Source organism: Chimaeribacter coloradensis (genome assembly GCF_002858715.1).
GTDB classification, from domain to species: domain Bacteria; phylum Pseudomonadota; class Gammaproteobacteria; order Enterobacterales; family Enterobacteriaceae; genus Chimaeribacter; species Chimaeribacter coloradensis.
In genome coordinates this window covers 1-22,001 of sequence record NZ_PJZH01000039.1, presented here as the reverse complement: position 1 = coordinate 22,001, position 22,001 = coordinate 1, and the positions used below count along the sequence as shown (strand labels likewise).

The following is a 22,001-nucleotide window of genomic DNA, read 5'->3' as shown; positions in this document are numbered from 1 at the left end:
AAATGGCTAATGATGAAGCTCCGTTCAGTTATTCATGATTAAAATTTTAAAATCACAAATAGAGTTTAGAATTTAACCCATTTGAAAGGTTCTTCACAGTGAGGCTGATTATCACTGTACAGGAACTTTTCAGATGAAATTAAACGCCGTCTTTGCCGCTTTACCGCTTGCACTGCTGGCGGGATGCGTTCAGCAGCCCCAGAAGCTGCAAGAGCGATCACCTGCTGAACCGGTTGCTCCGGTCAGCGTATCCCGCAATATCCAGGCATCCGCTGATGATATTTATGCGCGGACGCCGGAAGTGGTCCGCTACGATCGCTACTTGCTGGTCAGCACGGATCCGCAGGCCGTGCAGCGCGACCCCCTCTCCCAGATTATTGACGTCCGCATCCCCTCCTCAGTGCAGCCAACCGTGGCTGACGCCATGCGCTATGCCCTGAAGCAGTCCGGCTATTCGCTTTGTCAGACCGGTCCGGCTAACGGCGTGTTATACCGTCAGCCGCTGCCGGCAGTCCAGTTCCAGCTCGGTCCTATGCGCCTTCGCACCGCGCTGCAGGTACTGGCGGGCCCGGCATGGGAGCTTGAAGTTGATGACGTACAGCGTGTGGTCTGTCACAGCCTGCGTGCCGGTTATCAGTTGCCCGTGACACAGCTGCCGCCGCGTCCTGTCAGCGCCTACGCACCGGCTGCAGGCACTCCATCTTCTGCCAGTTCCTCTCAGATGAGCGCCCCTCGTCCCATTCAGGCCCAGTCTGCTCACGGAGGGTGGCTGACAAAATGACAACAGAAACGTCCTTCCCTCACAAAAATGCAGATGACGGTGTTCCGTCATCTGGCGGCAGGTTCAGCGCCGTAAAACGCCGGCTGCCGACTATAGGACTGACCACGCTTTCCATTGCCGCGCTGGGGCTCGCCTTCGTATCTCTTCGCGTCGGCGTGTCGCAGGAAAACCGTCTCAGCTACGTCGAAAAGCAGCAAAACGTGGTTTACACCCAGGCGCTGGCTAAAACCGATCTGGAACCTCTCCAGGCAAACATCAACATGCAGGCTGAGGCGATAAAAAGGCAGCAGGTTCAGCTCGATGCGGTCCGTAAATCTCTCGAAGCCTGGTCTGCCAAAGGCTTATCTGAAGCAGTCGCTCAGGTTCGCCATTCGATCGATGAGCTGAACGATTCGCAGACTGCACTGCAGAGCCGTCAGGCTGCACTGGAACAGTCAGTTACCACACTACAGAACCCGCCTCAGAAAGCCCAGCAGGACACAGCTGAACCCAAAGCGGCAGCGCCTGTAAAAAAGCCGGCACCCGCTAAGCCGCACCGGGCAGTAAACATCGTGGCCCACAAAGCGCCATTTGTACTGACCGGCGTTGAAAAGCGGGGCACGGAGTCGTTTGCGGCCATCGCACCGTCGGGATTCAGCTCGCTGGCTGAAATCCGCCTGATCGGCGAAGGCCAGACCGTTAATGGCTGGACACTTATTCACGCCAGCTATGGGCAGGCGCAATTTCGCGTAAACGGACGCTTAACGACTATCAACGTTCGCTAACGGAGGCGATATGAAGCTAAAAATAGCCAGTCTTGCAGCGATTATGCTCTGCTGCTCTGCGCAGGCCAGCATTCAGGTTCAGAATTTCAGGGGCGAACCGGTGGATGCGCCGGCGCAGAGCGTGCAGCAAAGCAGCGTGCAGGATCTGAAGCAGCAAGCCGGTCAATGGGGGCTGAGTCAGGACGATTATCAGCGCTATCAGTCGCTGATGAACGGTCCGCGCGGCATTCAGTCACCGGGTCTGGATCCGTTGTCAACGCTGGGTATCGAGGCGCGGAGCCAGGCTGAGCGTCGTCAGTATGCGGAGAAGTGGGTAAAGGAAGAGTTTGCGCGTACGCAAAAAGAGCTGGATTTCCAGCGCGAAGTCACTGCCGCATGGAAGCGGCTCTATCCGGAAACGCTTGCGGTAAATATGGGCAACGCAGCCGGCATTGCGCACGACACAGGAGGGCGGCTGGCACTGTTCGTTAAGTCAGCGGGCTGCGGGCAGTGTGACGCCCGGCTGGCAGCGGTATTAGCCGATAACAGGCCGGTTGATATCTACCTTGTAGACAGCCAGGGCGATGACGGGAAACTTCGCGGCTGGGCAAAAGACCATCACATCCCGCTGGACAGGGTGCGCAGCCGTCAGATCACACTGAATCACGACGGCGGTCGCTGGATGCGGTTCGGTAACGGCATCATGCCGGTGGTTCTGCAGCAGGGGGAAGACGGATGGCAACTCGCCGCATTCTGACCGGAGCGGCGCTGCTGCTGCTTTCACATACCACATTTGCCGGGGGCAAACAGACCGTTCCGGAAGGATACGTGCGCGTGGCGCAGGCTCACAGCGTGCCGCCGGAATCGCTCTACTCCGTCAGCCTGCAGGAATCATCGCGCAGGCTGCCGCAGGGCGAACGCCCGTGGCCGTGGACCCTCAACGTCGCGGGCAAGGGCTATCGCTATAAAACCCGTCTTGAAGCCTGGCAGGCGCTGCAGGTATTCATGAAAACGAACTCACTGAAGCGCATCGATGTCGGTATCGCCCAGGTTAATCTCGGCTGGAACGGCCAGCGTTTTACGTCAACTTGGGAGGCGCTGGATCCTTACGTGAATCTCAATGCCGCTGCCGCCATCCTGCGCGAGTGCTGGGACCGGAAACCCGGAAGCTGGCTCGATGCAGCCGGTTGTTATCACCATCCCGCAGGCGGCGCACCCGCTGCCCGCTATCGCGCTTTCGTTAAAAGCAAGCTCGCCATGCTCCAGTCCTCGCCGCATCTGCCGGCGGCTACCGCAGTTGAACAGACAGCGTCCGCATCGGTGCCGGATAACGGCCTCGTCTGGATAGATCCACGGAGTCAGTGATCATGAAACTGAAAAACCTCATCGTTACCGCATTTATCGCCTTTTCGCCTGCCGCGCTGGCAGAGCTCAACGTCATTGCAGACCTGGGCGGACAGAGCACGCAGGCTATTTTCGAGGCCGTAAACCGCCAGGATACACCGCCTGCGCCTGCTGCAGCTCCTGAACACGGGGAAGCGGCCATGCTGCCCGTTATTACACCAGAACTTTCCCCCGGAAACGTGCCCTCCCGGGCGCTGCAGCTGCCGGGCATCGGAGCGCTGTTTATCATTGGCGATGACAGCTATTCACGGCAGTGGCTGCAGCAGAACGCACAACAGCTTTCGGCCAGAAATGCAGCCGGCCTCGTTGTGAACGTTGAAAGCATGGCATCGCTGGAATCTCTGCGCGGTCTCGCGCCCGGTCTTCAGCTGGCCCCCTCATCGGGCTCTGAACTTGCCCGCCGCCTGCAGCTGACCCATTACCCCATACTTATTACGGACAGCGGCCTGTCTCAGGAGGTAAAGCAGTGATATCAGCTCCTTACGTCGCTGCACTGCTGATGGCAAATCCGGTCCTGCTGGCCGTGATTATCTTTCTGCTCTGGCGTTTTCGCCGGCAGTCGGCCAGCGAGCGGCGGCACCGCCGGTATCGCGAAACGGCTGAGCGCGTTTATACCCGCTTTCGCCAACTCAACGGAGACGGGCAGCGCATGAGCTACCTGCGCAAAATTAATCCCTATGTCTTTGAGGAGTTACTGCTGCTGGCATTTGAGCGTCAGGGCTATGCCGTACAGCGCAATGCGTCATACAGCGGCGACGGCGGACTGGACGGACGTGTACACATTAACGGTGAGTGCTGGCTGATTCAGGCCAAACGCTACAGCCGGGCGATCGCGCCGGCGCACGTTCAGGACTTTGACGCGCTGCTGACGCGCATGGGGCAGCGCGGACTGTTTATTCATACCGGCAGGACCGGCCAGAAAAGCAGGGCTGTCAGCAGCGATTCGCAACAACTGATGATTATCAGCGGACAACGCCTTCTGGCTCTGCTGGCAGGTAAACCCTTTAAGGAGTTTTCTTTGTGAGTGATAAATACGTAATTGAGGCGCTTCTGCGCCCGGCTGTGGAGCTGAATACAGCGGTCGCAGCGGGCACGGCCGCCATCGTCTGCGTGACAGCGCCTTGGGCAGTAGCCCTGGCACCCTCCGTAAGCTACGTCACCGCCGGCGGATTCGCCGTGCTTTCTGCCATACGCGCGCGTCAGGGAATACAGGTCATTCGCTACCGCCGCAATCTTCGCCGTTTACCGCGCTACGTAATGACGTCAAAACAGATCCCCGTCAGTAAACGCCGACTTTTTCTGGGCCGTGGGTTTCGCTGGACCCAGAAACACACCCAGCGCCTGCGCGATACGCTGCGCCCGGAAGTGGCCCACTACCTTAAGCCGTCCAAGCTGTATCAGCTTGCCCGCCAGTTAGAGGAAGCGACAGAAAACAGTTTGCCGGCGATCGGCAGACTGCTCAGTGCCGATACGCCAGTCAATCCGGTTCGCCCGCTTCCCCCGGTTGGCGGTAATCCGGCCGTACACGGCATTGAACCGGATGAAACTGACGTCACGCTCGATCTACGTGAGCGTGTCGGTCACACGGTTGTCTACGGTACAACCCGCGTGGGCAAAACACGCCTCGCTGAGCTGTTAATCACTCAGGATATACGTCGTGGAGACGTCACTATCGTGTTTGATCCGAAAGGCGATGCGGACCTGCTGAAAAGGGTCTGGGCGGAAGCACACCGGGCAGGCCGGGGCGATCAGCTGACCGTTTTCCATCTTGGCTGGCCTGATATTTCCGCGCGGTATAACGCCGTAGGGCGCTTCGGGCGCGTATCGGAGGTGGCTACGCGCGTTGCCGGCCAGCTCAGCGGTGAAGGTAACAGCGCAGCGTTTCGCGAGTTTGCCTGGCGATTCGTGAATATCGTTGCCCGGGCGCTGGTTGCTCTCGGGGAACGCCCGGATTACACGCTAATCACCCGCTACGTGAACAATATTGCCGAACTATATCTGCGTTACGCAGAAAAAATCATTAACGAGAAACTGCCCGAACTGAACAGCCAGATCGAGAACAATGCCAACGCATTCGGTGAGGACGACGTGCCGCGCAACATGCAGGGGCAGCCTGAAGCTATCCGGATTTGGGCAGTTGAAGTGGCGCTGAGTTCGGACGTTGGAAGCGCGCTGTATGACCCGATACTTGACGGACTGCGCTCTGCAGTACGCTATGACCGTACCTATTTTGACAAAATTGTGGCGTCACTGCTGCCGCTGCTGGAAAAACTAACTACCGGTAAAACAGCGGAGCTGCTGTCTCCCGATTATCTGAACATGGAAGATCCGCGCCATATTTTTGACTGGGAGCAGGTTATCCGTAAAAAAGGCATTGTTTACATAGGGCTTGATGCGCTCAGCGACAGCGAGGTTGCCAGCGCCGTAGGTAACAGCATGTTTGCTGATCTGGTGAGCGTGGCCGGGCACATCTACAAGCACGGTATCAACGGCGGCCTGCCGGGTTCAAAAGAGGGCAAAGACCCCATTAACCTGCACTGCGATGAATTCAATGAACTGATGGGCAATGAGTTTATCCCACTCATTAATAAAGGCGGCGGGGCGGGCATGCAGGTGACGGCCTATACCCAAACCTCATCTGATATTGAAGCCCGGATCGGGAGCGCCGCAAAAACCTCTCAGGTTCAGGGTAACTTTAACAATCTGATCATGCTGCGCGTGCGAGAAAACCGGACAGCAGAGCTGCTGACCTCACAGCTGCCGCAGGTTGAAATCTACAGTAAAACGCTGGTCTCAGGTCATCAGGATTCAGCTGACGTCACCGTCAATCACGATTTTACCTCCAGCACCCAAGACCGCGTCGGCACCATTAAGGTGCCACTGCTTGAGCCTGCCGACATTGTCACACTGCCTAAAGGTCAGGCGTTTGCGCTGCTTGAGGGCGGCCAGCTCTGGAAAATTCGTATGCCGCTGCCGGCGGGCGATGCAGGTGACGTGCATATGCCTGAGAACATCGCGCGTCTTGCAGAAGAGATGCGCCGGAATTATCACAGCAGTGAAGGGTGGTGGGACAGCCGCAGTTCTGCAGCTGCGCCAGTGAAGGGAGATAACAATGGCTGAGGCACGTCGTACCGCACCGCAGCAATATCCGCAGCAGTACCCCGCTCAACCGCGTGAGCACGGCCTGTTCTACAACCTGGTCTGGGGCTGGCCGTGGAAACTCGTTGGCGTGATCCTGGCTTCACTGATAGTGAGCCTTGTCATTGAATATGTCGGGATTGCGTTCTTCTGGCCTGAAATGGGTGCCGCGCACAGCCAGGCGGTGATGAATACCGAGTTTGGCTATCTGTCTTCTGATTTTACCCGCAGCCTGCTGCTTTCCGAGCCGGCCGCAACGGTGACGCGCTGGGTGACTGATGCCTATCAGTGGGCGTTTGTGGATAGTGGGATCATCGGCTGGATACAGCAGACATATCAGGCCGAGATGAACAGCGGCAATGAGGTATCGCGCAATCTTAAAGGTGCCAGCAGCTGGCTGGGGAATTATCTGCAGCAGTACATGCTGGCAACGGTATATGTTTCTATCGTGACGCTGATCCGCGTTACCATTATTGCTCTTTCTGTACCGCTGTTCGTACTGGTTATAGGCGTTGCCGTGGTTGAAGGGCTTGGTCGTCGTGATCTGCGCCGGTTTGGTGCCGGTTACGAGTCGTCTTTTTTGTACCACCGCGCGAAAAGGTTGATTAAACCGGCTGTGTATCTGCCGGTGATGGCCTACCTTTCATGGCCTTCAGCGGTCTATCCAAACTTTCTGCTGCTGCCCGCAGCGTTAATGCTTGGGCTGACCATTACGGTAACAACAGCATCGTTCAAAAAATATCTCTAACCATGATGACACACAGCCTGCACGCCGCAGGCTGTATTTTTTGCTATCAGTAAATTTCTTTCAACGTGCATATACCACTGTCGGCCTAAGTCAAATCCCTTCCTTTAATTATTCATGCACGAACTAAATTAATCATTTCGGTGACCTTAACTCGGAGCTGGACGGAGGCTACTGAAACTTGTTTTCAGAAGCCTGCCGTCAGCAGACAACCCGCATAGCGGGGCGTCAGTGCTTTTAAGTTAGTTACAACAACCTAGTTATCTTTTCTCAATATAAATCAGCATTTTCGCTGAACTCTAAATTTTTATTTTTCCAAAAAGAGTTAACGGCTGAACCCGGCAGCCAGATTTCGCATGCTTACCGCACTCAACAACCACTGGAGGTGCATATGAAATCTCTTCGTCCGGCAACACAACTTCTGTTATGCGGCGGTGTGCTGGGCCTGACCTTTCTCGCGTCCTCTCCGGCGTCTGCATCTGAGAAAGACGAGCTGGCATCCGCTCAGCGAATGATCGTCCAGGTTCAGGCTTCCCTGGAGCGGGCGCGGGTTGCCGCAGCACAGGCTGATCCGTCGGAGCGTGGCCGCTACTTCTTCGACTACCAGCGGGCTAATGGCGATTTGATGACCATCAGCGCCGGTATTGATCGTTATATGGAACCAGCGCGTGCCCAGCCCCGTGATTTGTCTGGCGTGGCAGGAAATTATCGTCGGGAGCGTCCCTGATGGCGATGACAGCTGCACAGGAAGCTGCCTTTAAGGCGGGTTCCGGAAACGTGGAACCCAATCTGCTGCACCTGCTCTGTCTCGGGCTACTGATTGGCTTCCTTTTCTGGTGGGCAGCCTGGGCAATCGTTGATGTGTACTCAGGCTGGACAAATCAGCGACTGAAAGAAGCCGTAATGGGCCGATCCGTTATCCGGGCAGTTTTATTGTTAGTCGTAAGTATCTGGATGTTTTGCAGTTAACCCTAAACCAACTCTTATTGAAGGTAAAATCATGTCTAAATTCGTATCTGCAGTAACCCGCGTGGCCGTTAAAGCTCAGACTAAAGCTAAATCAGCCTGGGCACGTATCCTGACGGCTGGCCTGCTGAGTGCTATGGCTGCTAAGCCAGCTCTTGCCGATCTGCCTACAGTTGAAGGCCCATCATCCAGCGGCACGGGAACCGGCCTGATGGGAACACTTAGCGGACATCTGCAGGATGGTCTGGTTCTCGGCGGTCTGGTCGTGTGTGGATTCGCATTTTTCAAAGTCGCAGAAGCCAGCCTGGTGACGTTTGGTGAAGTCCGCAACGATCGCGCCACTTGGACAAAGTTCGGTTCCATCGTTGTTGTTGGTGTTGTCATGCTGGTCGCGGTTATCTGGCTTCTGGGTAAATCAGCAGAAATCATCGCATAAGGAAAACATTCCGATGGCGACCATCAGATTTTTACCGGATCGCCTGAACGCTGAGCCTGTCGTATTCCGGGGGTTTAACACCCCCGAGTTAGGGCTGGCGGCGCTGATTGGCGCTGTATCCGGTTTCGTGCTTTCTCTGCCCTTCGCGTTAATTTTTGGCTGGCTTGCCATCCCTACCGGGACTCTGCTTTTCCCACTTGTATTAATTGCGTTCGGCGGCAAATGGCTTGCCAGCAAAAAACGCGGGAAACCGGAGACGTTTCTCTGGCAGCAATTTGATTTAAAGAAGCGCCGCATGGGGCTGGGCGATCCCAGATTAATCATTGACTCGCAGGGCTGGTCCCTGCGACGCAGCAAAAACCTCAGGAGTATCAAATGAGTCGTTTTCGCCACGCGGTTAAGGGCCGCGATCAGCATATTTTTACCCTGCGGGCGGCCTGTGTAGTGTTGCTGCTGTTACTGGTTACCGCAATGGGGGGCTGGATGCGGGCACCTGAAAAGCTGACCATCCACAACCCGCCTGATTTGCGTAAGGGCAGCACGCGCCCGTGGTGGGAAATTCCGCCTCCGACCGTGTACGGCTTTACGTATTACATTTTTCAGCAGCTGAACGCCTGGCCCAAAAACGGCAAAGTGGACTATCCCGCACGCATTCAGTCGCTTTCAGCTTACCTGACGCCACAGTGCAAGGCGTTTCTTGAAGAGGACTCAAAAGTACGCGGTGAAAAGAACGAACTGACCGATCGCGTGCGCGTCGTTTATGAAATCCCTGGGCGTGGTTATTCGGGTGACAGCGTGAAGGTCATCGATCGCGATAACTGGGTGGTGAAACTCGACCTTGTTGCCGACGAATACTACCTCACCGAACCGGTTAAACGCGCGATGGTGCGCTATCCGCTGAAAGTAGTGCGCTGGGATGGCGACTCTGAATCTAATCCATTTGGCATGGCGCTGGACTGCTATGAAGGCATCCCGCAGCGTCTTGCCGCCGCGCCGGAACAGCCGAAAACAGAAAGAAAGGGGATGTTCTGATGTTGAATCCATTTTTTACCTCAGGATCACGTGCATGCCTTGTGGCGCTGTCACTGTCACTGCTGCCGGCCACAGTGATGCTTTCCGCGCCGGCGCATGCGGACGAACTGATGAAATGGGAGCGCGTGCCGCTGCAGATCCCCCTCAAAACGGGGCAGGAACGCGTGATTTTCGTTGATAAAAATGTGCGCGTGGGTTTTCCGCCGGCACTTAATGGCAAGCTTCGCGTGCAGAGCACCGGCGGCGCAGTCTATCTCAAAGCCGACAGTGATTTCCCTCAGACGCGCCTGCAGCTGCAGGACATGGAAAGCGGTGAGGTTATTCTGCTGGACGTCCGTACGACGGCCACAGCGTCAACCGAGCCGGTTAAAATTGTTTACAGCGGTGACGTCAGCACCCTCAGCAGTGCAGCCGCCGGCACCGGCGAGAAAGCCGCCACTGACGGCAACAGCACGCAGGCGAAGCGTAAAAAAGTGAGCTATAAGGCTCCTATTCCGGTACTGCTGACGCGTTACGCAGCTCAGAATCTGTATGCACCGGTGCGTACCGTTGAAGCCGTGCCGGGCATTCATCCCGTTAATCCGCACCTGCCATCACGCATTACGACGTTATATCCCTCGGCTCCCGTGACTGTGTCACCGGTAGCCGGCTGGGGCGTGGCCGGTCGTACCGTGATCGCGCTGAGGATCCGCAACAGCTCACCACAGAAGGTTGTGCTCGATCCGCGAGAACTGCAGGGCCAGTTTGTCACGGCCACCTTTCAGCACCGCTGGCTGGGTGCCGCCGGTACGCCGGAAGATACCACCACGCTGTACCTGGTTACCGCCGGTCGTCCTGATGACGCTTTTATACGTGAGCCCTCCATCGCGCATAAGGCTGCAACCCGCCCAGCCCAGAAGGTGATCCGCTATGAAAATTAAGTCAAACGGACTGGTTAAAGTGCTGGTTCCGGCCATTCTGGTCGGTGGCGGATTTATTGCGGTGAAAAGTTATAACAGCAAGCCGCAGGAGCCCGCCGCGCAGGCAGCACACGCACAGACAGACGACGCGCTTAAAAACCTGTCTCCGCAGGAGCTTAAGGCGCTCGGCATCGAGGGCGATACGCCGCAGGACACGCTGAAAACGATCGTGGGCTCGCTTAACGCCGTGCGTCAGCAGCAGGATTCTCTCAACAGGCAGAATGCACAGCTACTGGACGAAAATAAAAAGCTGCGCGAGCGCAATACCAACGTTTCCGGTCAGGTTAATGAAGCGGTTCAGGGCGTGGAGAAAAGTTATCACGAGCGCGAAAACCAGATGCGCCAGCAGCAGAACGTCCTGACGTCAAAAATCAACGAACTGACGAATAAACTGCAGAATGCCGGTAAAGGTATTGCAGACAAGGCAAAAAATACTGACAGCGATATCCCGCTGGGTTTGGGTCTCGACGGCATGGGTGCCGGCGGTAGTAATCCCCCTGCCTCCGGCAGTGATGGCCTGATGTGGGTCACGCCCCAGGACAGCCCCTCCACGTCCTCAGCGCAGAAAAATGGCGCGTCGGGCAGCAGCGCCGGCAGTTCACAGTTCCCGACGTCGTTTCTCAGTGAAAACGCGCTGACGAAGCAAAAAGGCAGCTATGAACAGCAGGTAAAGGGTTCAACCGCTGAAAAAGGCGCGGAAGAAGATGCCGAACCGGTGTATACGCTTCCGGAGAACTCCACGCTGATTGGCAGCCGCGCCATGACGGCACTGCTCGGTCGCGTGCCGATCAACGGCACCGTAACCGACCCTTATCCCTTTAAGGTACTTATCGGAAAAGACAACCTGACGGCCAACGGCATTGAACTACCGGACGTTGAGGGTGCGATCGTCTCCGGCACCGCCTCCGGCGACTGGACCCTGTCCTGCGTGCGTGGTCAGGTCAACAGCGTCACCTTTGTGTTTACCGACGGCACCGTGCGTACTCTGCCGAAGCCGGACCGCAGCGGCAAGGGCGGCAATAACAGCAACCAGAGCGGCGGTAAAGAGACCGGCACCAGTGGCGGTATCGGCTGGATTTCTGATGAAAACGGGATCCCCTGCATCTCCGGCACGCGCAAGTCTAATGCCTCAAGTTATCTGCCAACGATCGGACTGCTGGGTGCAGCCGGCGCGGCGGGAGACGCCATCGGCCAGAACCAGACAACAAGCCAGACCAACGCCTACGGCGGTGTGACCTCCACGCTTACCGGCGACGCCGGACAGGCCGTTCTGGGCAAGGCGATTTCAGGCAGTTCTGACGAAATCACCGAGTGGGTCAAACAGCGTTACGGGCAGACTTTTGACGCTATCTACGTACAGCCGGGGGCAAAACTTGCCGTACACATTACCCGCGAGCTGGCGATCGACTATGAAGACAAGGGCCGCCGGGTGCGTTACGACTTTACCCTGCCTGGCGAAGACGGCAGCACCGGCGGACTGGACTGAGGAGAATAACCATGGGTATTACTGCAAAATTCGGGGTTTTCATGATTATTGCAGCCAGCACGCTTGCCGGCTGCTCCACAAACAAAGATGAAATGCTGCCGCCGGGCAACAGCAACATGCTGGAGCTGTGGAAAGGCACCGACGGTGAAGCAGGCGTCTCGCGAGGCAGTGAAGCCCGCAGCACGCTGCGCCGTGGCCTTTCTGACAGCGAGCAACAGGCCGCACTTCGCGACGATCGAAGCTATAGCCGCACGCAGGAGTCCGAAATCAGCCAGCAGTTCCCGCGACTGCCTAATCCTGACATGGTGATGTACGTGTTCCCTCATCTCGCACACGGAAACACCCCCGTGCCAGGTTACAGCACCGTTTTCCCCTTCTATGACCAGACGCAGTACGCCATGCCTGGCGAACGTACGGAGGCGCTGTAATGTTCGGACTCTTTAAAGTGAAATCCCCTGAAAAAAACCGTCACTTAACTGACGTTTCTGAGCAGACCGGTCCGGAGCCCATTGCCCGTCCCGGTAAAATGTCTCAGGCCGATGAAAAGCGAGTTTATTCACACAATCCGTCTATCGTTGATTATCTGCCGTGGGCAGAGTTTCTGGACGCGGAGCAGTGCCTGCTGCTTGATGATGGTTTCTCCGTGGGGGCAGTATATGAAGTGACGCCGGCGGCAACCGAAGGCCGTCCTGACGAGCGCCTGGAGCAGATCCGCGACGTGGTGGAAGATGCGCTGCAGGACAGCTTTGACGATCTGGCGAGCAATCCCTGGATCGTGCAGTTCTACTGTCAGGATGAGAATAACGTCGATGCCTACCTTGACCGGCTGCGCGGCTACGTCAGGCCGCACGCGCAGGGCAGCGAGTTTACCGAGGCGTGGCTTAAGGAGACTGAGCAGCATATGCGCGGGATTGCGCGTCCTGAAGGTCTCTTTGAAGACAAGCTGATCACCGGCCAGCCGTGGCGCGGGCAGCAGCGGCGCACGCGCATGGTTATCTACCGCTGGGCGACAAAAAACAGCGCTGATTTAATGTCACCCATTGGCATGCTGAATCAGGCGTGTGAGCGCCTCTGCAGCGCCTTTTCCAGCGTGAACATCTACTGCAAGCGTCAGAACGGTCTGCAGGTTCACGCCTGGCTGCTGCGGATGTTCAATCCTGCGCCCGAGGGCATGAATAAAGAAGCGTTTTACCGCGCGGCGGCCTATGAGGACAGCCGCGACACGCCTGCCGGCATGATCCCCGTAGAGAATGATTTCGCCGAAACCCTGCTGTTCACACCGCCACGTTCTGACGTTGAGAACGGCGTGTGGTGGCTGGATAACATTGCCCATTCAGCCATTTCCGTGGAGCGCCTGCGTAAACCCCCCGAGCCCGGCACGCTCACCGGCGAAAAGAGCCGTGGTGAAAAGAAAATTAACGCGCTGATGGACACGTTCCCCGAAGGCACCATGCTGTGCATGACGGTTGTCGCAGAGCCGCAGGACACGCTGGAAGAGAAGTTTAACCGCCTGGCGAAAAACGCCATCGGCGAGAATACCGAGTCGGGGCGCGTCCGTCAGGACGTCGCGGCGGTCAAGGAGCTGCTGGGAAACCGCCACAAACTTTATCGCGCCGCCATCACCTTTGTGCTCAGGGCAAAAGACATGCCCGAAATGAACCGTAAGCGCATCGAGCTCAGCACCGTACTCCTGAACGAAGGGCTGCAGCCGGTGCGCGCTGAACATGAAACCGGCCCGCTTAACACCTGGCTGCGAGCGCTGCCTATGTGCTTTAACCCGCAGCACGACAAAAAAAACTGGTATACCCGCCTGACGTGGGTTCAGCACCTTGCCGGGCTGCTGCCCGTCACCGGCCGCGAAACCGGGACCGGCAACGCCGGATTCAGCTTTTTTAACCGTGGCGGCGACGTGCTTGATTTTGATCCCCTGAACAAGGATGACCGCTCTCAGAACGCGCACATGCTGCTGTTCGGACCGACCGGCGCAGGTAAATCCGCCACGCTCTGCTCGATGCTCTGTCAGCTGATGGCCGTGCACCGCCCGCGTCTGTTCATCGCGGAAGCCGGTAACAGTTTCGGGCTGACCGCTGACTATTTTGAAAGTCTGGGCCTTACGGTTAACAAAGTCAGTGTCAAACCCGGCAGCGGCGTATCGCTGCCCCCCTTTGCTGATGCGCATAAGCTGTTTGACGGCGACGCGCCCGCCCCGGCAATTGATGAGAGTGATCTGCCGGATATTGAAGACGATCCGGATGATGATGAAGAGAACGGTAAGCGCGACATTCTGGGCGAAATGGAGATTTCTGCCCGAATGATGATCACCGGCGGCGACCCGAAAGAAGACGCCGCGCTGAAACGTGCTGACCGCGCCATGATCCGCGAGGCGCTGATTATGGCCGCGCGTAAAACCCTGGAGGAAGGCCGCCAGATGCTGCCGGGCGACCTTCAGAATGCGCTTAACGCCATTTCACTGGAGACTGAAAGCGGCAACGGGCAGGTACGTAATGAAACCCGCCGGGCGAAAGCGGCTGAAATGGCCGAATCCCTGGGCATGTTTACGCAGCACGGAAGCTTTGAGGCAGAACTCTTTAACCAGGAGGGCTCTCTGTGGCCGGAGGCGGACGTTACGCTGATCGACCTGGCGCACCTTGCCCGTGAAGGGTACGAGGCGCAGATGGCGCTCACGATGGTGTCGCTGACGAACACCATCAACAACATTGCCGAACGTGACCAGTACCTTGAGCGTGACATTGTTTTCACCGTGGATGAGGCGCACGTTGTGACAGTTAACCCACTTCTCGCCCCCTATATGACCAAAGTGGTCAAGATGTGGCGTAAGCTTGGCGCATGGCTGTGGCTTGCCACACAGAACCTTGAGGATTACCCGAACGCTGCCGGCAAGATGCTGAATATGGCGGAGTGGTGGATCTGTCTGACGATGCCGAAAAAAGAGGTGGAGGATATTGCCCGCTTCCGGACGCTTTCAGAAGAACAAAAAGCCGTGCTGCTTTCCGCCAGTAAACTCTCACGGTGCTATACCGAAGGTGTGGTGCTCTCGAAGAAAATTGAAGCGCTGTTCCGCGCTGTTCCGCCCAGCCTTTACCTCGCGCTCGGGATGACGGAGAAAGAAGAGAAAGCCGAACGTAAAGCGCTGATGCGTAAACATAACTGTTCTGAGCTGGATGCTGCTATTCTCGTAGCGAAAAAACTGGATCGTCTGCGTGGATTGATGACGGAAGATGCGGACGGGATGCCCGAACACAATGATAAGAGAGAGATGCTGACCGCATGATTAAGCTCAAGTATGCGCAACCTCTGACCCAGCGCCCTGCGCCGGACGATACGCCAACCCCTGCTATGTTCAGGTTGCATCCGCAGGGGGAGCCCGCGATGACGGCAACGACGGCAGAGCGCCTTAAAGCAATGGAGAACGCGTTGAGGTCAAGGCTGCAACCGCCGGTAACGATCACCTGTAATCCACATCGTATTGGTAAGAGCAGCTGCGTGTCGGTTCATCTTGAGGACAGCAGAGGCAAGCGTGCGGACATTCTACTGACGCAGGAAGGTCGCGCCGGACTCCCGCTAGATCACGAATTTGACTCACCGCGCTGGCATGTAAACGTGCCAGATGCCGCCGACATGATTTTTCTAACTCTGTGGGTTAATGAGTTATTTAAAGATTAAGTAAAATACTATCTGTTCCCGGCTCTTTGAGCCGGTTTTTAAAAAGGAGATCAAATGGCACTTTCAATATCACTTGCTGCATTCAAAGTTAATGCCGGCGGGGAAAGCATCACCAGTTTTGAAACTCTGAATCCACCTGGAATGGCCGAGTCTTTCTGGAGTTTACCGGAGGCAAATCTTTATCTTGTCTGTATGGCAAAGAAAAAAGGTGAACTTCGTGATGTTAAAGCCGGGATCGCGGTTTTAACGAGCCATACTCACCACGACAAAGAATTTCAGGACGCTGTTATGGGTTTAATTCGTACCAGCCCTGTTCTCAAGCCTATCAGCGAAAAATCCAATATGTCACTTTTGCCGGCTCGGCTATCTGTTCAAGGTGAAATCCCAACAGAAGACGAGCTTAAAGGTGTTTTTTTCCAACAGTATCTTAAACACAGTAGCGCTGGTAGCGCCTGATATTAAAAAGCGGGTTCTTCCCGCTTTAAAGCACCACCGTAACATAACTACACGCCAGTCTGGATGTTCAGACTTCCTGTTTAAATTGATAAATTACCTCCCCTATTACTTTCACCGTAAGTGGGATTTGATGATAGATTTACCATGTGGATATCCCTGTAACACCGAACGCGGGTTCTAGTTTTGGCATAAACTCACGATCTATACCCTCAGTCACTTTGTAACCATTATCACATATGAAATCATCGATGTTCTTCGCTGCCTTTATTCCTTCCTCAAGTATTTTTAAAGTGATATTCCTGAACTGTTCAGAAGAATGAGAAATAATTTCAGTAGTTTGAGCACCCTGATCTTCTGAATTGTTAGGAATATAAAAAAACGTCGACTCAAAGAAATCGCCATGTGCGATATTATCTCTTAAAAGCAGACAATCCCTGACAATTTGATAATCTTTTTTACCCATTAAGTTTTCAATCCCACACTTCTTAAGGGTGACTTTGTGAAAATCTTTACGGCATGACTTGTCTTTTTTCTTATCATATGATTGTTCAACTTGCCTGCGATAAAATATAAACATAGCCTCCACCGCAAAGGCAAGGAATATTAGACCGGCTGAACAATGATATTCTCTAAATCCTTTTTCATGTGACATTCTACATAAAGATAATGCTGTTTCTGCGTTCATCATACATTCATAAGAAGGTTTGTTCTGCTTGTTTACTTTAATCATTAATTATGCCCCAATCATTCGCAAAAATTGCTTTAAATGATTATATCTTACCTACTTAAATTCAACCCTTCATTTGTGATCATTATTAATCTTTTCTGGTATTTGTCTTACTATAACTTCGCTTAATTACCTTTCTGTACGTGAAATGTTCTTACTCACTAAAATTTTTAAAATCGGAAAAAGAGTTTACTGCTGAAAGCCTGACCACGCGCTGCCACTCTGACGGCCTGTTACCGTAACGGAGATCCGCTATGCGACTCAGGCTATTACACTCACTTTTACTGTTTATACCATTCCAGCTGATGGCTGGAACCGTTGTGTACACTGATGCCGAACATCCCCCTCAGAATCTGACTGAAGAAAGCTCTGTTGTCTGGCTTGATGGCCCCGACCGCCTGCAGAACTCCATTTTCGGCAAACTGGCTGCAGATCCGCAGCTGGCCGCTCAGCAGGCCCGCGAAATCATTCAGTCGCCGCAGTGGCCCGGACAGCAGGAGCAGATTGCTCAGGCATACCGGCAGGTTGTGCATGCCTGGGAGATCGGGCTACATAAGTTCCCTGCCGTCGTTTTCGATGACCAGGATGTGGTTTATGGCACGTCCGACGTTGCCCGGGCTGCCATGCTTCACAGTCAGGGGGGGAAATGATGCGCTTCTCCCTAGGAACACACTTCAGCGCCGCCGGCGTTGCCACCGTGCTGGTAACAGCCGCGACGCCGGCCACGGTTTCTGCCATTAATACTGCCGGCATCATTGCCAGCGCCATCACTCAGGACTGTATCAGCTGGCGCGTCAGCGGCATCTGTTACTGGCTGATGTGTACGCCCTTTGGCTGTTCGGTGAAAACCTCCGTTAAGGTGACGCACTTCATTCCTGAAGTCGTAGTGTCCACCTACACCGGCCCGGGTGGTAATCCCTGGACAGAAATGGCGTTTATGAGCGGCGCGTCCGGTACGATCGATAACGCGCTGACCAGCGGTGCGCCAGCCGGCGGTGGTAATGCCGCCGATATCAAGACTCCCGGGCAGCGTAAGTCGAACATCAAATTCAAGTACGCCGATGCGATAGGCCACCCTGCCACCTCCGTCATTGGTGGCAGCATTCCCGGTTACTCGTGCGATACCGCCGCCACGCCATTTAATCCCTACTTTCTGAGCACGCTGGATTCACTTGTCTGGCGATCGGGATTACCTGAATCGCTGTATCCCGAGGCGCTGGTTCCCGGCCAGCGTGAACTGGGCAGCCAAGTCAGCGCCAACATGTGGGGCAATATTTATCCCCGCTCGGGCTTCGTCAGCCAGACGGACGATGACAAAGCCTCTGCCGTGGTCGCGCAGCGGGTCGCCGACATTATCACCCGATCCGGGCAGCCTCACGTTTATCAGGTACTGAAGGGCACGCATAAAGCCGGCTACTGGCCGCCAGGAGAGGTGAAAGAAAACACGGGCACAGCGAATCATAAATGGCAGCGCCTTTCACCCACGCTTTCTGCTTCCTGCGCCGTCTTCCCTGACGGCGCGTATCCCATTGCTCAGGACGGCAACGAAGCATATGCGCTATGGCAGCCCTACAGCTGCTGCAAGCGACGCGGCCAGACCTTCCTCTATTCAACTGACTTCTGAGAGGCACAATGTCACCAGTTCAATTTAAATCGGCCGCGCTTGCCCTGTGCATTGCGTCCGCAGCGGCATCCGCGCAGGCGGCTGATGATAACCAGTCCGGCGCATTCGGTATTTCACTGCCCTCCGTAAATAACAGCGCCATAGGCTACGGCAAGGACGTCAGCGGCGCGGTTTCTGACAAGCTCTACTATACGCTCGGCGGCGGCTCAGTGATTTCACAGCCGGCAACGCGCAGCAACATGCGTAAAATCGGTATGAGCGCAGGCTGGAGCAGCGACCTGATGTGCGGCAACTTCGACCTGAAAACGACGGTCGGTAATCAGCTCAACGGGGTAACAAATGGCTTCAAAAATCTCATGGGCGACGTGGTTCAGAACGCCACCGGTGCCGTCGCCAGCCTGCCGGCAATGATTATCCAGCGTGCCAATCCCGGCCTGTACGACATGCTCACAAACGGCGTGCTGCAGGCAAACGTCTCTTTTGATAAAGCCCAGCTCAACTGCCAGAACATGTCGAAGCGCATGATGGATTTTGCTGGCAACAACAAATGGACGCAGGGCGCGGTAATGGATGAGTACCGATCGCTTGTTAACAGTGGAGACGCTGATGCTGTCCGCGTGAATAACTCAGCGGACAAGCTGCAGGGCAACTCAGGCCAGAACTGGATCGGCGGACAAAAACGGGGCGGTCAGGGGCAGAAGGCCATCCGACCAACGCATGACTTAACGGCCGCAGGGTTCAATATGATGAACAGCCTTCCGGTATTGAGCTCTGACACGGTCAGCAGCAACAGCTGTAACGGGGGAGCCTGCGGAAAATATGCGAGTGCTGAAGAAGCCGCTAAAGCCGTGGTTCAGGTTGTGGGAGACAGCTCCCTGCGCACCTGCAGCGATGCATCTCAGTGTACCAGCGGCGATGAGGAACAGCAGCCGGGGGCTACTCAGGCCGGCACTGGCTTTGCTCCGATTCTGGAAGAGACCACCAAAGAGAATACTGAACAGCTGGTAAAACTCGTTAACGGCACCGAGCAGCCCAACGCGACTAACCTGGCAAAGCTCAAAACAGGCAGTTTGCCCATCACTGCAGGCGTTATCAGAGCACTTCAGCGGGATCCTGATAACGCAGCCCTGACCGCCCGCCTTGCCGGCGAGCTGGCGATGGCGGATACGGTTGAAACCGCGCTGATTATGCGCCGCATGATTGTTACCGGCATGTCTGAGCCTAACGCTGCCGCGCAGAATGCGGCCATTGAGGAAGGCGATCGTCGCGTTGCGGCCATCGATCGTGAGATCACCGCTTTGCGAAATGAAATGGAGCTCAAGCGCGAGCTGTCCCGCAACTCAGTGCTCACCATTATCGATCGGGAAAACGGGCGCGTTAACAGTAACCCGCAGACGCAGAGCGATGACAGCACCGACAACCGTATTAACCGTCTGGCCGTTCCTGAAACGGAAAACAACTGATGAGAGCGCAGCCTATGAAAACCACAAACGGGGCGCAACGCGCCTCATTTTTCCGCCGACACCCCGCGCTGTTGCGCGTGCTGTGTACTGCCGGCGCTCTGCTGGCATTCCTGCTGGCCGGGCTCATCGTCGCGGACCGTGCTATTAAGGAACCTGCGCAGGCAGCTGTATTCCGTGACTGGATGGAGCATGCCCGCTATGGCTGGCTGATATGGCGCCTGGCGATTTATGGTGCGCTGGCGTGGGGTTTTGTGAAAGTTTTCCGTGCACCGGGCTTCGGCCCGCAACACCGGCAGCCGCTGATCCGCATTGCGGCTGTAAGCCTTATTTTTGCCGTTGTCTGTGAACTGGTGCTGCTCGGCGGCACGGGAGCGTCCTGATGCTGACTAACAGCTACCTAGAATATTTCCTTACCCTGCTCGGCTGGGTGGTTAACAACGGACTCTGGAATATTCTCATCACGACCGGCCTGTTTGCCGCGCCTGTCGCTTTCCGGCTTATCGGCATCTGGCTGAAAGTGCGTGAAGAAGGTGAAGATGAGGGAAATAAAGGTGCCCTGTCCATACCCCGCATGGAGCACGCGGTTTACACGTCTTTTCTGGTGATGATTGCCTGCTGTATGCCGCTGATGAACGTCGATATGAACACGATAAAATATGACACGTCGCGTGCGCAGAGCTGCGGGACGTGGACGCCAAAAGCGCCCGATGACACGGGATATTCACCGGTCATATCGAGCATTAATGATCAGACGGCTGCCGCGCCGGTCTGGTGGTATCTGATTCACAAGCTGGCAAAGGGCATTACCCAGGCGTCTGTTGCCACTATCCCCTGCCGTCCGGACATGCGTCAGCTCCGCTTCGAGGTGCAGCACACGCGGATTAACAACAAATCTCTCGCGGAGGAGCTGCAGGACTTTACCAACGACTGCTATTCGCTCGCGCTGTATATGTGGAAACGTCAGGATCAGGGGCAGACGAAAGATAAAGCCACGCTGCGTGATATTGAGTGGATAGGCAGCAAAACTTTCCTCAGTAATTATTACGGCAGCCTGCAATCGAAAACGCCCCGGGCTGAATTTGCCTGGAACGAAAGCCGCGACAGCGGAAGGCCGGATACAGGCCGGGGCGGCTATCCGACCTGCAGCGAGTGGTGGAATAGCGCTGATACCGGGCTGGAGGCTCGCGTCGTCGATCAGGCTGACCCGGGGTTATGGACCCGTCTGACAGCTGCCATGAAAATGATCGGGGGCAACTCAGCGGACTATAAAGAGGCTATTATCCGCCGCCTGGTCAGTCCTGAGAGTCTGACCGTATCACAGGGCGGACATGTCTATGCCGGCTACGGAGGCAACGCCGATTTCACGCTCGATAACTCCGTAGCCCGCGTAGCTGCGATCGGCGGCACCGCGTTAGGCAGTCTGGCAGCGTTCCCAGCATTTGATGCCATGCGCCAGGCGCTGCCAATGGTCCAGGCCGTGTTGCTCATGGCCGTGGTTGTGATTCTGCCGCTTATCCTGGCGTTCTCTGCCTATGAAATTAAGACCGTTATTACGCTCACGTTTGTGCTTTTTGCGCTGAACTTCCTGACGTTCTGGTGGGAGCTGACGCGGTGGCTCGACAGCTGGCTGCTGACAGCGCTGTACAGCTCTGACACGCACAGCAGCTTTAACATGGCCGGATTTCAGAACAGTTCGGATGACCTGATCATGAACTTTGTTATGGCCACGATGTTTCTGGTACTGCCTGCAGTATGGATGGGAGCACTTTCATGGGCTGGCGTACGTATCGGCGGCACACTGGATGCTGCGTTCAAAAGTGGTACAAACGATGTGCAAAAGGCGGGAGGCTCAGCTGTAAATACAGCTAAAAGTGCCGCTAAGCTATGATTTTGTTAGTGGGCATGGATGCCCTCTAATCTTCCTCGTCTTCGTAATTATCTACCCTGGATGATGTTGCTCCTGGCATTGATGAGCCTGTATAGATCCCCGTTCCCTCATAACCATCACGCCACTCAGTCCCATAAGAAGGGGCATGATCATCGCTGCAGCCATCTTCACCGCTGATAGCTATGTTGCACAGCATATAAACAAATATCCCGCCAATGATGATAATGGTTCCAAAGATCACTCCACATGCGACCGCAGTACTCAGCGCTACAAAGCACGCCAATGGAACCGGTATGCGCCCTAAAAAAGCAGGAAGTCCACGCCTTACAGCCCATGCGATACAAATATTGTTGGCAGCTCTCGCGCTTTTAGAGAGCCTGAGCCAGAATCCGGCGGCACGCTTTCCTCTGTTAAAAGCTGAGTTATCCATAGTCTCTCCTTAGAATAATTTTGAGCTTAATAGTCACAG

26 protein-coding genes are annotated in these 22,001 nt (G+C 55.5%); 24 read left to right on the top strand and 2 right to left on the bottom strand.

Annotated elements, in window-relative coordinates; translation table 11 throughout:
* Positions 1 to 133: 133 nt before the first annotated feature.
* The 19 genes from pilL2 (at position 134) to CYR32_RS19935 (ending at position 15,830) form a co-directional block, all read left to right on the top strand.
* Positions 134 to 781, top strand: coding sequence for a PFGI-1 class ICE element type IV pilus protein PilL2 (gene pilL2, locus CYR32_RS20025; RefSeq protein WP_101826872.1), 648 nt, complete (start codon positions 134 to 136; stop codon positions 779 to 781).
* Complete coding sequence (locus CYR32_RS20020; protein WP_101826871.1) at positions 778 to 1,545, top strand: FliH/SctL family protein; 768 nt, start codon at positions 778 to 780, stop codon at positions 1,543 to 1,545. Before pilL2 ends, CYR32_RS20020 begins: the two co-directional genes overlap by 4 nt.
* A 10-nt stretch (positions 1,546 to 1,555) precedes the next feature.
* Positions 1,556 to 2,281, top strand: a complete 726-nt coding sequence (locus CYR32_RS20015; RefSeq protein ID WP_101826870.1) for a TIGR03759 family integrating conjugative element protein — start codon at positions 1,556 to 1,558, stop codon at positions 2,279 to 2,281.
* Complete coding sequence (locus tag CYR32_RS20010; RefSeq protein WP_101826869.1) at positions 2,260 to 2,889, top strand: lysozyme family protein; 630 nt, start codon at positions 2,260 to 2,262, stop codon at positions 2,887 to 2,889. Before CYR32_RS20015 ends, CYR32_RS20010 begins: the two co-directional genes overlap by 22 nt.
* A gap of 2 nt (positions 2,890 to 2,891) precedes the next feature.
* Positions 2,892 to 3,398 carry an integrating conjugative element protein gene (locus tag CYR32_RS20005; protein WP_101826868.1) on the top strand — a complete coding sequence of 169 codons (507 nt, stop codon included), beginning with the start codon at positions 2,892 to 2,894 and terminating at the stop codon, positions 3,396 to 3,398.
* Positions 3,395 to 3,952, top strand: a complete 558-nt coding sequence (locus tag CYR32_RS20000; RefSeq protein ID WP_101826867.1) for a restriction endonuclease — start codon at positions 3,395 to 3,397, stop codon at positions 3,950 to 3,952. Before CYR32_RS20005 ends, CYR32_RS20000 begins: the two co-directional genes overlap by 4 nt.
* Entirely contained in the window at positions 3,949 to 6,048 is a 2,100-nt protein-coding gene (traD, locus tag CYR32_RS19995) for a type IV conjugative transfer system coupling protein TraD (RefSeq protein ID WP_101826866.1), read from the top strand. The genes CYR32_RS20000 and traD overlap by 4 nt, the downstream gene beginning before the upstream one ends.
* Complete coding sequence (locus CYR32_RS19990) at positions 6,041 to 6,814, top strand: TIGR03747 family integrating conjugative element membrane protein (protein ID WP_101826865.1); 774 nt, start codon at positions 6,041 to 6,043, stop codon at positions 6,812 to 6,814. Before traD ends, CYR32_RS19990 begins: the two co-directional genes overlap by 8 nt.
* 388 nt (positions 6,815 to 7,202) lie before the next feature.
* Positions 7,203 to 7,538 (top strand): integrative conjugative element protein, RAQPRD family, encoded by a 336-nt coding sequence (locus CYR32_RS19985; RefSeq protein WP_101826864.1) that lies wholly within the window; start codon positions 7,203 to 7,205, stop codon positions 7,536 to 7,538.
* Positions 7,538 to 7,780, top strand: a complete 243-nt coding sequence (locus CYR32_RS19980) for a TIGR03758 family integrating conjugative element protein (RefSeq protein ID WP_101826863.1) — start codon at positions 7,538 to 7,540, stop codon at positions 7,778 to 7,780. Before CYR32_RS19985 ends, CYR32_RS19980 begins: the two co-directional genes overlap by 1 nt.
* A 31-nt stretch (positions 7,781 to 7,811) precedes the next feature.
* Positions 7,812 to 8,213: a TIGR03745 family integrating conjugative element membrane protein gene (locus tag CYR32_RS19975; RefSeq protein ID WP_101826862.1), complete on the top strand. Its 402-nt coding sequence runs from the start codon at positions 7,812 to 7,814 to the stop codon at positions 8,211 to 8,213.
* A gap of 13 nt (positions 8,214 to 8,226) precedes the next feature.
* On the top strand, positions 8,227 to 8,592 hold the full coding sequence (locus CYR32_RS19970; protein WP_101826861.1) for a TIGR03750 family conjugal transfer protein: 366 nt from the start codon (positions 8,227 to 8,229) through the stop codon (positions 8,590 to 8,592).
* Positions 8,589 to 9,245, top strand: coding sequence for a PFL_4703 family integrating conjugative element protein (locus CYR32_RS19965; protein ID WP_101826860.1), 657 nt, complete (start codon positions 8,589 to 8,591; stop codon positions 9,243 to 9,245). The genes CYR32_RS19970 and CYR32_RS19965 overlap by 4 nt, the downstream gene beginning before the upstream one ends.
* A complete protein-coding gene (locus tag CYR32_RS19960) occupies positions 9,245 to 10,165 on the top strand; it encodes a TIGR03749 family integrating conjugative element protein (protein WP_101826859.1) in 921 nt (306 codons plus the stop codon). Before CYR32_RS19965 ends, CYR32_RS19960 begins: the two co-directional genes overlap by 1 nt.
* On the top strand, positions 10,155 to 11,690 hold the full coding sequence (locus CYR32_RS19955) for a TIGR03752 family integrating conjugative element protein (RefSeq protein ID WP_101826858.1): 1,536 nt from the start codon (positions 10,155 to 10,157) through the stop codon (positions 11,688 to 11,690). Before CYR32_RS19960 ends, CYR32_RS19955 begins: the two co-directional genes overlap by 11 nt.
* Positions 11,691 to 11,701: 11 nt before the next feature.
* On the top strand, positions 11,702 to 12,118 hold the full coding sequence (locus CYR32_RS19950; RefSeq protein ID WP_101826857.1) for a TIGR03751 family conjugal transfer lipoprotein: 417 nt from the start codon (positions 11,702 to 11,704) through the stop codon (positions 12,116 to 12,118).
* Positions 12,118 to 14,982, top strand: a complete 2,865-nt coding sequence (locus CYR32_RS19945; protein WP_101826856.1) for a conjugative transfer ATPase — start codon at positions 12,118 to 12,120, stop codon at positions 14,980 to 14,982. Before CYR32_RS19950 ends, CYR32_RS19945 begins: the two co-directional genes overlap by 1 nt.
* A 98-nt stretch (positions 14,983 to 15,080) precedes the next feature.
* Positions 15,081 to 15,374 carry a hypothetical protein gene (locus CYR32_RS19940; protein WP_241523869.1) on the top strand — a complete coding sequence of 98 codons (294 nt, stop codon included), beginning with the start codon at positions 15,081 to 15,083 and terminating at the stop codon, positions 15,372 to 15,374.
* A 54-nt stretch (positions 15,375 to 15,428) separates the two neighbouring features.
* Entirely contained in the window at positions 15,429 to 15,830 is a 402-nt protein-coding gene (locus tag CYR32_RS19935; RefSeq protein WP_101826854.1) for a hypothetical protein, read from the top strand.
* Positions 15,831 to 15,969: 139 nt separating this feature from the next.
* Here the strand turns inward: CYR32_RS19935 and CYR32_RS19930 are convergent, their stop codons facing one another.
* Positions 15,970 to 16,560: a hypothetical protein gene (locus tag CYR32_RS19930; protein WP_101826853.1), complete on the bottom strand. Its 591-nt coding sequence runs from the start codon at positions 16,558 to 16,560 to the stop codon at positions 15,970 to 15,972.
* Between the two features lie 251 nt (positions 16,561 to 16,811).
* Here CYR32_RS19930 and CYR32_RS19925 point away from each other — a divergent pair, with 251 nt between their 5' ends.
* From CYR32_RS19925 to CYR32_RS19905, 5 genes are read left to right on the top strand one after another with little or no spacing between them, the layout of a single operon-like run.
* Entirely contained in the window at positions 16,812 to 17,207 is a 396-nt protein-coding gene (locus CYR32_RS19925; protein WP_101826852.1) for a TIGR03757 family integrating conjugative element protein, read from the top strand.
* Positions 17,204 to 18,181 carry a TIGR03756 family integrating conjugative element protein gene (locus CYR32_RS19920; RefSeq protein WP_420912854.1) on the top strand — a complete coding sequence of 326 codons (978 nt, stop codon included), beginning with the start codon at positions 17,204 to 17,206 and terminating at the stop codon, positions 18,179 to 18,181. The genes CYR32_RS19925 and CYR32_RS19920 overlap by 4 nt, the downstream gene beginning before the upstream one ends.
* A gap of 8 nt (positions 18,182 to 18,189) precedes the next feature.
* Positions 18,190 to 19,644 (top strand): integrating conjugative element protein, encoded by a 1,455-nt coding sequence (locus CYR32_RS19915; RefSeq protein WP_081876087.1) that lies wholly within the window; start codon positions 18,190 to 18,192, stop codon positions 19,642 to 19,644.
* 14 nt (positions 19,645 to 19,658) lie between these two features.
* Positions 19,659 to 20,024, top strand: a complete 366-nt coding sequence (locus CYR32_RS19910; RefSeq protein WP_235213026.1) for a hypothetical protein — start codon at positions 19,659 to 19,661, stop codon at positions 20,022 to 20,024.
* Positions 20,024 to 21,532, top strand: coding sequence for a conjugal transfer protein TraG N-terminal domain-containing protein (locus tag CYR32_RS19905; protein ID WP_101826851.1), 1,509 nt, complete (start codon positions 20,024 to 20,026; stop codon positions 21,530 to 21,532). The genes CYR32_RS19910 and CYR32_RS19905 overlap by 1 nt, the downstream gene beginning before the upstream one ends.
* 25 nt (positions 21,533 to 21,557) lie before the next feature.
* Here the strand turns inward: CYR32_RS19905 and CYR32_RS19900 are convergent, their stop codons facing one another.
* Entirely contained in the window at positions 21,558 to 21,962 is a 405-nt protein-coding gene (locus CYR32_RS19900) for a hypothetical protein (RefSeq protein ID WP_081876088.1), read from the bottom strand.
* Positions 21,963 to 22,001: the final 39 nt, after the last annotated feature.